An 11,514-nucleotide genomic window follows, 5' to 3' on the forward strand; every position below is an offset into this window, starting at 1 on the left:
CTGGCTCTTTCCGGTTTCTCGTCGTAATCTCAAGCACATGCCTTTGATCACGCAATTGACCGCCGTGCTTGTCTTCACTTGCCTGAGCTTCGCCGCCTGGGGCGAGAAGCTGCGCATTGTCACCGAGCCGTGGGCGCCTTATGTGTATGAAGACAACGGCAAATCACTGGGCCTGGACTACGAAACCACCGCCATTGTCTTCAAGCGCCTGGGCATCGAAGTGGAATGGCAGTTCCTGCCATGGAAACGCTGCCTGTCGATGCTTGAATCAGGCCAGGCCGACGGCGCGCTGGACATCTTTCACAGCGATGAGCGTGATGCCACCCTGCTCTACCCCAGCGAACCACTGTCTGAAGTCCAGTTCGTGATGTTCTACGCCAATGCCCGGCCCCATCCGTTTCGCACCCTTGATGACCTGCGCGGCCTGACCATCGGCACATCGCCAGGCTACCTGTACAGCAAGGACTTCAGCGATTCGACGCTGTTCACCCGCGAGCCGGCCCCCACCCATGAAGCCAACTTCGGCAAACTGGTGCGCGGGCGGATCGACCTGTTGATTACCGACCGCCGGGTCGGCCAGCATTTGCTCGATGAACTGGGCATCCGCGACAAGATCACCGAAAATCCCACGATCATCAGCCAGCAAAGCCAGTTTCTCGCAGTGCGGCGCAATGCGGGCATGGACCTGCTCGTGCAGCGTTTCGGTGCCGAACTCAAACGCTTCAAGCGCGAACCCGCCTACGCTGAACTGAGCGCCCGCTATGGTGCGGAACCGGCCGTCAGCGTGAAGACTGAAAAGGCCACGGCCGCCACGGAAAAAACCGTTGAGCAGCAGGAAAGCAGCGCACAGTGATTGCTCTGTTATACTCCGGCCTTCCCGCCAGGCTCACGCCCGGACGCTCGGAATCGTTCAAGGCATCTCAACCCCGCTACTGCGCAGCTTCACAGCCCGCGCGAGCGCTTGCAGGCGAGCCTTCGAGACCCAGCAGGACCGGACGGGATAGCGTCTTCTTAAACGCCATTCGCGCCAGGCAAGACTCCCATTGGGCCAAGCCCTAACTAAAACAGGATTTCTCATGTCCTTTGCTTCCCTCGGTCTCTCCGAGGCTTTAGTCCGCGCCATCGAGGCGGCGGGCTATACCGAGCCTACTCCGGTGCAACAGCGGGCCATTCCCGCCGTGTTGCAAGGTCGCGACCTGATGGTTGCGGCACAGACAGGTACTGGTAAAACCGGCGGTTTCGCCCTTCCGATCCTGGAGCGGTTGTTCCCCAACGGTCACCCGGACAAATCCCAGCGTCACGGCCCGCGCCAGCCGCGCGTACTGGTCCTGACCCCGACTCGCGAACTCGCCGCGCAAGTGCATGAAAGCTTCAAGGTCTATGCCCGTGACCTGAAGTTCGTCAGCGCCTGCATCTTCGGCGGCGTCGGCATGAACCCGCAGGTTCAGGCCATGTCCCGCGGCGTTGACGTGCTGGTGGCCTGCCCTGGCCGCCTGCTCGACCTGGCCGGCCAAGGCAGCGTCGATCTGTCCCACGTGGAAATCCTCGTGCTGGACGAAGCCGACCGCATGCTCGACATGGGCTTCGTCCATGACGTGAAGAAAGTGCTGGCGCGTCTGCCGGCCAAACGCCAGAACCTGTTGTTCTCGGCGACCTTCTCCAAGGACATCACCGACCTCGCCGGCAAGCTGCTGCACAACCCGGAACGCATCGAAGTCACTCCGCCGAACACCACGGTCGAGCGCATCGAACAGCGTGTGTTCCGCCTGGCCGCCAGCCACAAGCGTGCCTTGCTGGCCCACTTGATCACCGCTGGCGCCTGGGAACAGGTGCTGGTGTTCACCCGCACCAAGCACGGCGCCAACCGCCTGGCCGAGTACCTGGACAAACACGGCCTGAGCGCCGTCGCGATCCACGGCAACAAGAGCCAGAACGCCCGCACCAAAGCCCTGGCCGACTTCAAGGCCGGCACCGTGCGCATCCTGGTGGCCACCGACATCGCCGCCCGCGGCCTGGACATCGACCAGTTGCCACACGTGGTCAACTTCGAACTGCCGAATGTCGATGAAGACTACGTGCACCGTATCGGTCGTACCGGCCGTGCCGGTCGTTCGGGCGAAGCGATTTCGCTGGTAGCCCCGGACGAAGAAAAACTGCTGAAAAGCATCGAACGCATGACCAAACAGAAAATCGCCGATGGCGACCTGATGGGCTTCGATGCCAGCGCCGTGGAAGCCGAGAAACCTGAAGTGCGCGAGCGTCCGGACATGCGTAACCCACGCAATCCGCGTGGCCCGCGCGGCGACGGTCCGAACGGCAGCGGTGGCGGTCGCAAGGACAAAGGCAAGGACAAGGGCAAGGAAAAACCGGCAGGTGAACGTGGTGAGCGTCCGGCCCGTCAGCAAAAGCCTCGCGAAGGTACTCCGGCCCGCGAACAGCGTCCGAGCCAACCGCCACGCGCCGCCGCTGATCGTGCCCCGGACGAGTTCCTGGACGACGATATCGATAACTTCGGTAACCGCGTCGACTACGTGCCGCAGCAGAAACCCGCGCAAGGCCGTGGCCGCCGCCCGGGTGCTCCGGCACAAGGCACCGCAGCAGGTTCGGGTGCTCCACGTTCCGGCAAGCCACAGGGTCGCCAGAGCGGTCCGCGCAACAGCGATGGCGCCAGCACTGGCACCCCACCGGCCAAGCGCAACGGTCCACGCAGTGGCGCACCGCGCGACGGCCAGGCCCGTCGCGAAGACTCGCGCAATCGCCGCCCGGCCCGTGACGACCAGTCGCGCTCCGAGCCGGCCGTGCAGAACCCGCGCGGCCCTGCGCCGAAGATCATGCACAAGGAATCGAAAGCCGACCGCTTCCCGACACCTGAGCAACTGGATCAACTGCCAAGCCGTCCTCGTGGTGAGAAACCAGCGCTGCTGACCCGCAATCGCTGAGTTATCGCTGCAATAAAAATGCCCCGGTTCGAAAGAGCCGGGGCATTTTTTATGCGTCGCAAATGACCTGTAGGAGCGAGCTCGCGATGGTGGTCAACGATAACGCTGGAAACCTGACACCCCGCGGTGTTCTCGGGTTTCTCGCGAGCAAGCTCGCTCCTACGGGAGGCTATGCATAGGCAATAAAAAACGCCCGCGCTCGTATGAGCAGCGGGCGTTTTTTGTCAGGCGCGAAAATTACTTCGCTTTGACACCTTCGAACGAGACGTACATTTCAACCGCATCGGACGCTGGACCCAGGTCCATCATCTTGCCGAAATCGGAACGCTTGATGTTGAAAGTGCCCTCGAAGCCTGCACGGTAGCCGCCCCATGGATCCTTGCCTTCACCCAGGAAAGTGGCCTTGACCACGACTGGCTTGGTTACGCCAGCGATAGTCAGGTCGCCTGCCACGTCGGCAGTGTCTTTGCCAGCGGCGTTCTTGCCGGTGGATTTGACGCTGGTGGACACGAACGTGGCTTTAGGGAAATCAGCCACTTTCAGGAAGTCTTTGCTGGAGATGTGCTTGTCACGCTCAGCGTTGTTGGTGAAAACGCTGGCAGGATTTACGTTGAACTCGATCTTGCTGTCTTCAGGCTTGGCAGCGTCGAAGCTGAACTTGCCGTCCATAGTCTTAAAGGTACCGGTGATGTAGCTGTAGCCCAGGTGGCTGATCTTGAAGTTGACGAAGGCGTGCTGGCCGGTTGTGTCTACAACGTAGTCAGCCGCCATCACGTTGGCGGACAGCAGAGCGGAACCGATTGCCAGAGCGGCGAGAGTCTTTTTCAACATGCTTTATTTTCCTTGGGAGTCGAGGTTGAACTTCAGGCTTTGCGACCCAGCATTCGCTTGAGGGTCGCATCATGGTCGATAAAGTGGTGTTTCAATGCTGCCAACGCGTGGAGGCCGGAAAAAATTACCAGCACCCACGCCAGATAGAGGTGAATCGCACCGGCGTTATCTGCCTGGTCCGGCAGTCCGGAAATCAGGGCAGGCACTTCAAACCAGTCAAACACCGGAATCCCGGCACCTTCTGCGGTGGAAATCAGGTAACCGGCAATCATCACAGCGAACAGACAGATATACAGAAACAAATGGCCGAGCATGGCGCCCAGACGCGTCATGCGGCTGTAGCTGGTCAGGGCCGGTGGTGGTGGGCTGATGAAACGCCACAACACGCGCAGCACCATGACGCCCAGCAAGATCAAGCCGATGCTCTTGTGCAGATCCGGTCCGTCCTTGCGCCATGGGTCGTAATAACCCAGGCCAACCATCCACAGCCCGAGGGCGAACAAACCGAATACGGCCAGTGCCACGCCCCAGTGCATGAAGATGCTGACCCAGCCGTAGCGGGAGGTAGAGTTACGTAGCTGCATTGCCTAGATCCCTGTAAGTGCTGGCCCAAGACTATCGAGTTATCTATCGAATTAAAGCCGAAAATTTCGCTTTGAAATATCGAAAAATGCGATTAAGAGTCTAAAGCCAACGAGTTAAGGAAAGATTAAGTCGAAATTGTAAGAAAAAGTGCATACAAACCAGAGAACACCTGTATCAAAAGATTTATTCGATTTCTGTTCCCGGTTTTTCTTCAGGCAAAAAAAACGCGGCCCTTGGGCCGCGCTTTTTTACGCCTGAACGTTACTGCGTCTTGGCATCCGCTGTCGGAGTCGCCGTCGATTTAGCCGCTGGCTTCTTCGCCGGTTCAGCCTTCTTGACCGGCGCCTTGGCCGGGGCTTTTTTCGCCTCGGTCTTGGCTGCCGGTTTGGCCGGAGCCTTTTTGGCTGGCTCGGCTTTTACCGGGGTCGCAGGCTTCGGTGCTTCCACCGGGGCCGGCGCGACGACCGGGGCTGGCGCCGGAGCAGGCGCTGGCGGCGCAACGGGTTCAGGTGCCTTGACCGGCTCTGGCTTCTTCTCGTCATCCGAGCCGCCAAACAGGTTGCTGAAGAAATTGCCTTTCTTCGCCGCCACCGCACCAGCGCCCGCAGCAGCAGCTGCCGGGACCACTTTCGCGGGTTCCAACGACTTGCCCGCCGCCAGGTCTTCAACCTGGCTGGCCGCACGCTGACCAGTGCGCAGCGCGCCTTCCAGAGTGCCAGGGTACAGGGTGTCGGTGTGTTCGCCGGCAAAGGCTACACGCTGGACCGGACGTTCCCACAGGCGCCAGAACTTGCTGATCTGGCCCGGGCCGAAGGCCAGGTAGGCACCGCCAGTCGACGGATCGGTGCTGTAGCGACGGATCTCATAGCCGGTGAACGAACCGCGAGCCTGCGGATAGAACGCATGCAGGCGGATCAGCACCTGATCGACCATCTGCTTGTCGCCGAAAGCCTGCATCACCCGCGCGTTGTCGCCGGACAGGTTGATCACCACATTGGCACCGCCCTTCAGGGCAGGTTCGACCCACAACATGCCCAGGCCGGTGTTGCTGTAGATTTCGCCAGACATGCGCGCCTTGGACTCCCACACCGGCGTCTTGAACTTCAGCATGATCTGGTCGCGCCAGCCGTAGTTGGTGCCCTTGATCGCCGCCAGGTGCTGGGCGTCCAGCGCCGGGGTCATCTGGATCTTGTTCAGGGCGCGCAGCGGCACGGCCAGCACGGCGTAGTCAGCCTTATAACTGACGTTGTCGACTTTGACGGTCACACCATCCTTGTCCTGAATGATCGCCGAGACCGGGGAGCTGGTCTTGATGGTTTTCAGCTGTTTGACCAGGGCCTGGGCCAGCACCGGACTGCCACCGACCAGGCGCGATGCACGCAGGTCACGATCGGAGACGCCACGGTAAACGCGGCTCTGCTGCGCGAAGTACAGCAGCGACAGGCGCGAAGGTTCGTCGTAGCGGGTACGGATCTGCTGGTTGATCAACTGGCGAGCGGTGGCCGGCAGGTTCTGCTTGTCGAGCCAGCTCGACACGTTGATCTGATCCAGCGCGTGCAGCGTGTTGTTGGCAGCCGGGTTCTGCGGATCGTCGATCGAGCGCGCCAGATCGTCCACGGTCTTGTCGAAGCGCTTGAGCACCTCGGCGGTGGCCGGTTGCTTCGTTGCCAGATCGGTCGCGGAGAAATACTCGCCATCGATCAGGTAGCCGGGAGTCCGCACAAACTCAGGGGCCGGCGTGGTGCTCAGTTTGAAGTTCGATACGTACTTGTTCAGCGCCGGTTGGGCCTTGTCATTGCCGATCCACTCACTGGTGGCCATGCCGGAACGGCCGCCCAGGCTCGACCTGGCTTCCAGCAGAGTGACCTGCCAGCCCTTGTTCTGCAGCTCGTATGCGGCAGTCAGACCCGACAGGCCGCCGCCGATCACGATCGCGGTTTTATCCTTGGCCAGCGCAGACACGCTGAACAGCCCCAACATCACCAGCGCACAGGCGCGCAGCCAACCGACAGACATTCAGCGAACTCCGGAATTACACGAGGAAAACAGCAGTTTTTGCGAGCCAGGCGGCTCAAGAACCGCGAAGGATACGTCAGCCTTCAAACACCCGCCAGCAACGTCTTTCGGCCTGGATAAAGTAGCTGATTCAACACAATGGGTTGTCCCCGTGGCACGCATTGCATAGGCTTGCGCGATTGTTTGTCCGCGCAGGTAACGGACCGCCTCCAGGAGAGTGAAAATGGGCCTGAATAATCAGTGGATGCAACGCGATCTCGCCGTGCTGTGGCATCCCTGCACCCAGATGAAAGATCACGAACAACTGCCGCTGATCCCGATCAAGCGCGGGGAAGGCGTGTGGCTGGAAGACTTCGAAGGCAAACGCTACCTCGATGCGGTCAGCTCCTGGTGGGTCAATGTGTTCGGGCACGCCAACCCGCGGATCAACCAGCGCATCAAGGACCAGGTCGATCAGCTCGAACATGTGATCCTTGCAGGTTTCAGCCATCAACCGGTGATCGAACTGTCCGAGCGCCTGGTGAAGATGACACCGGAAGGCCTGACCCGGTGCTTCTACGCCGATAACGGTTCGTCCTGCATCGAAGTCGCGCTGAAAATGAGCTTTCACTACTGGCTCAATCGCGGTCAGCCGAACAAGAAACGCTTCGTCACCCTGACCAACAGCTACCACGGCGAAACCATGGCAGCGATGTCGGTGGGCGACGTGCCGCTGTTCACCGAGACCTATAAAGCGCTGTTGCTGGACACCATCAAGGTGCCGAGCCCGGACTGCTACCTGCGCCCCGAGGGCATGAGCTGGGAAGAGCATTCGCGCAACATGTTCGCGGCCATGGAGCAGACCCTGGCCGAAAACCACGACACGGTCGCGGCGGTGATCGTCGAGCCGCTGATCCAGGGCGCCGGTGGCATGCGCATGTACCACCCGGTGTACCTCAAGCTGCTGCGCGAAGCCTGCGACCGCTACGGCGTGCACCTGATCCACGACGAAATCGCCGTCGGCTTCGGTCGCACCGGGACGATGTTCGCCTGCGAACAGGCCGGCATCCGCCCTGACTTCCTGTGCCTGTCCAAAGCCCTGACCGGCGGCTATCTGCCGCTGGCGGCGTGCATGACAACCGACGAGGTCTACAGCGCCTTCTACGACGACTACCCGACCCTGCGCGCGTTCCTGCATTCCCACAGCTACACCGGCAACCCGCTGGCGTGCGCGGCGGCCCTGGCGACCCTGGACATTTTCGAAGAAGACAACGTCATCGAGAACAACAAGGCCCTGGCGCAGCGCATGGCTGCGTCGACGGCACATCTGGTCGACCACCCGAACGTATCCGAAGTGCGCCAGACCGGCATGGTGCTGGCCATCGAGATGGTCAAGGACAAGGCCAGCAAAGAAGCTTGGCCGTGGCAGGAACGTCGCGGCCTGAAGGTGTTCCAGCACGCCCTGGAGCGTGGTGCTTTACTGCGTCCATTGGGTAGCGTGGTGTATTTCCTGCCGCCGTATGTGATCACTCCGGAGCAGATCGACTTCCTCGCCGAAGTGGCCAGCGAAGGGATCGACATTGCGACCCGTGACAGTGTCAGCGTGGCCGTGCCGAAGGACTTCCATCCGGGGTTCCGTGATCCGGGCTGATTCGTTCGGTTGAGATTCTGTGGTGTCCGGGCCGGCCTCTTCGCGAGCAAGCCCGCTCCCACAGTTGGCACCGCATACCCTGTGGGAGCGGGCTTGCTCGCGAATGAAGTCAACACCGGTTTAACTGATTCACATTTTTCCAGAGATCCAGCATGAGACTGTCCCGCTTCTTCATCGACGCCCCCCTGAGCACCGGCGAGCACGAGTTGCCCGAAGCCCAGGCCCACTACATCGGCCGCGTCCTGCGCATGGCCGAAGGCGATGCGCTGCAACTGTTCGATGGTTCCGGCCACGAGTTTCGCGCCACCCTGGTCGAAGTCGGCAAGAAGCGCGTAGTGGTGCAGATCGATGAAAGCTTTGCCGGGCAGATCGAGTCGCCGCTGCAAATCCATCTCGGCCAAGGCCTGTCCCGAGGCGAGCGCATGGACTGGGCGATTCAGAAAGCCACGGAACTGGGCGCCACTGAAATCACCCCGATCTTCACCGAACGCTGCGAAGTCCGGCTCAAGGACGAGCGCGCCGACAAGCGTCTGCTGCATTGGCGCCAGGTGGCGATCAGCGCATGCGAGCAATGCGGGCGCTCAAGGGTGCCGGTGATTCATCCGCCAATGCTGTTGGTCGACTGGCTCAAGCAGGCACAAGCCGAGTTGAAACTGGTGCTGCACCCGGTGGCCGAACCGTTGGTGAGCCACGCCAAACCTTCAAATCTGGCATTCCTGATCGGTCCGGAGGGTGGTTTGTCCGATGCCGAAGTCGATCAGGCCAAGGCCAGCGGCTTCCACGCCGCCCGCCTCGGTCCACGGGTGCTGCGCACCGAAACCGCGCCGGTTGTTGCACTGGCGGTGGCCCAGCAACTCTGGGGTGATTTCTAGGCTACTGCACCGGATCACTCACCGGTTTGGCAATGATCGCCTTGAGTTCGCTGGTCATCGGGAACTCAAGGTTCAACCCCTTCGGCGGGATCGGCTGCTCGAACCAGCGTTTGTAGATGCCATTGATCTCACCCGAGCTGTACAGATCCGCCAGCGCTGCGTTGACCAGCGCCAGGAACTGCGGATCATCCTTGCGCACCATGCAGCTGTAGATCTCCCGCGATTGCTCCTCCCCGACCACCACCCACTTGTGCGGGTCATGGGCCTTGGCCCGCTCGCCGTAGAGCAGCGCGTCGTCCATGTAGAACGCTGCTGCCCGGCCCGATTGCAGCATCTGGAAGGCTTCGCCGTGGTCCTTGGCGCTGATCACGAACATGTCGATCTTGTGATCGATGTTGTAGCTTTTCAGGAAGCGCTCGTTGGTGGTGCCGGCGGTAGTCACCACATTCTTGCCGCGCAGGTCGGCGAAGCTCTTGATCCCACTGTCCCTGGCTGTCAGCAACTGGCCTTTGACGTAGATGAAACCGTAGGAGAACGCCACCTGCTTCTGCCGCTCGGCGGTCACGCCGGTGGAGCCGCACTCCAGGTCCACGGTGCCGTTCTGCACCAGTGGAATGCGGGTCTGCGAGGTCACCAGGTTGTACTTCACACTCAAGTCCGGCAGCGCCAGTTGCTGCCGGATGCGCTCGACGATCTTGCCCGCCAGATCCACCGAGTAACCCATCGGTTTGCCGCTGTGATCACCCACGTAGGAGAACGGCACCGAAGCATCGCGATAGCCCAGGGTGATGCTGTTGGCGCTGGCGATCTTGCTCAAGGTACCGGTCAGCGGCGCCTCATTGGCCTGAACCTGGCTGCCGAGCAACAGGCCAAGCGTACAAGCGAGCAACGTGATTTTCTGCATTGTTATTCTCCGTTGTGGGTGTTGGTTTATCAGACGCGTGCAGCGATGACGGTGATTTCCACCAGCACCTGCGGGCGGGCCAGTTCGGCCTGCACGGTAGTGCGGCTCGGCGCCTGTCCCGGCGATAGCCAGGCCGACCAGACCTCGTTCATCGCGGCGAAATCCCCGGTGATGTCCTTCAGGTAAATGGTCGCGCTCAGCAGATGATCCTTGTCGCTGCCCGCCTCGGCCAGCAGGGTATCGATTTTCGCCAACACTTCGCGGGTCTGGCCGCTTGCATCCTGGGCATCGCCAGGCACCTGCCCGGAGAGAAACACCAGGTCGCCAAAAGTCACGGCGCCAGACAGGCGCGGGTTGCTGTGCAGTCGGGTAATGGTCATTGCAATGTCCTCCTCGGAAATCAGTATTCAGGCGACCCGATGGTTGAAACCCTGCAGGTCGATGGAAGGCCGGCGCTCGCCGATCAGTTCACTGAGCAAGCGCCCGCTGCCGCATGCCAGGGTGAAACCCAACGCACCGTGGCCGAGGTTGAGCCACAGGTTGCGATACGCCGTCGCGCCCAGCAACGGCACGCCGCTGGGGGTGGCCGGGCGCATGCCGGCCCACTCGACGGCTTCGTCATAGGCGCCGGCATTTGGAAAGGTGTCATGGGCCTGACGCTTGATCAGTGCCAGGCGCCTGGGGTCCGGCGCAGGGTCGAAGCCGACGATGTCGACCATCGCCGCCACCCGCAATTGCTTGCCGATGCGGGCGTAGACGATCTTGCGGTCGTAGTCGGTGATGCTCACGTCCGGCGCCCGGTGACCGGTGCCGATGGGCACGGTCAGGCTGTAGCCCTTGAGCGGATAAAGCGGCAGTTGCAGTCCGGGCAGCGCCAACAGCGGACTGCGGTGGCCGGCGGCGATCACCAGTTGATCGACCGGCAGCAATTGCTCGCCGAGTTCGATCGCGTTGACACTGCCGTTGCTGTGGCGAATGCCGGTCACCGCTTGCCCGAGGAGAAATTCGCAACGGCCAGACGCCTTCAGTCGTGCGGCCAGTTGCTGGCAGAAACCGTGGCAGTCGCCGACCTCTTCGTCCGGGGTGTAGATCGCCCCGACAAAGGGGGCATCGATCAGGGCCGGTTCCAGTTGCGCGCATTCGGCCGGCGACAACACCTGCTGTTGCTGCGGGTCGGCCAGGCCTTGGCGCGCATGCTCGAAGCTGCTGTTCTGGCGGAAAGTCACCAGCTTGCCATTGCGCCGCCACTGGAATCCCGCCAGCCCATCGTCCTCGCGCCAGGACTTCAATGTGTCCTGGCTGAACAGCGCCAGGCGCAGCAAGTGCGCGGCGTTCTCGCGGTTGACCGAGCGGCGACAGGCGCCGAGGAACGACGCCATCCAGCGCCACTGGGCCAGGTCGAAGCGCGGGCGCAGCTTCAGCGGTGAGTCGCCGCGCAACATCCAGCCGATGGCTTGCAAAGGCACACCGGCGTCGGCCAGGGGCGCGACATAGCGATAGGACAACTGGCCGCCGTTGGCGAAGCTGGTTTCGCTGCCCAGCGAGTCCCGTGCCTCGACCACCGTCACCTCGAAGCCGTCGCGCACCAGCGCATAGGCCGTTGCCAGGCCAATCACGCCGCCACCGATGATGCACACACGCTGAGCCATGTCCGTCCTTAAAACCGTAGTGAAGACGAGGCCGAGGTTAGAGCCAGGTGACAGACGTTGAACAATGCATAAAGATGGTAAACCCATA

Annotated in this window: 10 protein-coding genes; 4 read left to right on the forward strand and 6 right to left on the reverse strand. The window is 61.5% G+C overall.

Annotation, left to right across the window (positions count from 1 at the left end; genetic code table 11):
- The first annotated feature begins 37 nt into the window (after window positions 1–37).
- The gene (locus AC06G5_RS28300) at window positions 38–853 is read left to right on the forward strand and encodes a substrate-binding periplasmic protein (RefSeq protein WP_413426351.1); all 816 of its coding nucleotides are present in this window, start codon (window positions 38–40) and stop codon (window positions 851–853) included.
- Window positions 854–1,076: 223 nt separating this feature from the next.
- On the forward strand, window positions 1,077–2,939 hold the full coding sequence (gene rhlE2, locus AC06G5_RS28305; RefSeq protein ID WP_413703891.1) for an RNA helicase RhlE2: 1,863 nt from the start codon (window positions 1,077–1,079) through the stop codon (window positions 2,937–2,939).
- A gap of 237 nt (window positions 2,940–3,176) precedes the next feature.
- Here the strand turns inward: rhlE2 and AC06G5_RS28310 are convergent, their stop codons facing one another.
- From AC06G5_RS28310 to AC06G5_RS28320, 3 genes are all read right to left on the reverse strand, one after another.
- Complete coding sequence (locus tag AC06G5_RS28310; RefSeq protein ID WP_413427636.1) at window positions 3,177–3,770, reverse strand: YceI family protein; 594 nt, start codon at window positions 3,768–3,770, stop codon at window positions 3,177–3,179.
- Window positions 3,771–3,802: 32 nt separating this feature from the next.
- Window positions 3,803–4,354: a cytochrome b gene (locus AC06G5_RS28315; protein WP_413427637.1), complete on the reverse strand. Its 552-nt coding sequence runs from the start codon at window positions 4,352–4,354 to the stop codon at window positions 3,803–3,805.
- Window positions 4,355–4,616: 262 nt separating this feature from the next.
- Window positions 4,617–6,371 carry a flavin monoamine oxidase family protein gene (locus tag AC06G5_RS28320; RefSeq protein ID WP_480458625.1) on the reverse strand — a complete coding sequence of 585 codons (1,755 nt, stop codon included), beginning with the start codon at window positions 6,369–6,371 and terminating at the stop codon, window positions 4,617–4,619.
- A 223-nt stretch (window positions 6,372–6,594) separates the two neighbouring features.
- Between AC06G5_RS28320 and AC06G5_RS28325 the strand changes: the two genes are divergently transcribed.
- Window positions 6,595–8,001, forward strand: a complete 1,407-nt coding sequence (locus AC06G5_RS28325; protein ID WP_413427639.1) for an adenosylmethionine--8-amino-7-oxononanoate transaminase — start codon at window positions 6,595–6,597, stop codon at window positions 7,999–8,001.
- A gap of 152 nt (window positions 8,002–8,153) precedes the next feature.
- Window positions 8,154–8,873: a 16S rRNA (uracil(1498)-N(3))-methyltransferase gene (locus AC06G5_RS28330; RefSeq protein WP_413427640.1), complete on the forward strand. Its 720-nt coding sequence runs from the start codon at window positions 8,154–8,156 to the stop codon at window positions 8,871–8,873.
- A 1-nt stretch (window position 8,874) separates the two neighbouring features.
- Here AC06G5_RS28330 and AC06G5_RS28335 read toward each other — a convergent pair whose 3' ends face one another.
- Genes AC06G5_RS28335 through AC06G5_RS28345 form a run of 3 tightly spaced genes read right to left on the reverse strand, consistent with a single transcriptional unit; the run spans window position 8,875 to window position 11,426 of the window.
- Window positions 8,875–9,777, reverse strand: coding sequence for a transporter substrate-binding domain-containing protein (locus tag AC06G5_RS28335; protein ID WP_413703889.1), 903 nt, complete (start codon window positions 9,775–9,777; stop codon window positions 8,875–8,877).
- 29 nt (window positions 9,778–9,806) lie between these two features.
- Window positions 9,807–10,157, reverse strand: coding sequence for a RidA family protein (locus AC06G5_RS28340; RefSeq protein WP_413427642.1), 351 nt, complete (start codon window positions 10,155–10,157; stop codon window positions 9,807–9,809).
- 27 nt (window positions 10,158–10,184) lie between these two features.
- The gene (locus AC06G5_RS28345) at window positions 10,185–11,426 is read right to left on the reverse strand and encodes a D-amino acid dehydrogenase (protein WP_480458626.1); all 1,242 of its coding nucleotides are present in this window, start codon (window positions 11,424–11,426) and stop codon (window positions 10,185–10,187) included.
- Window positions 11,427–11,514 lie beyond the last annotated feature (88 nt).

The organism is Pseudomonas sp. WT-JTC, assembly GCF_056711565.1.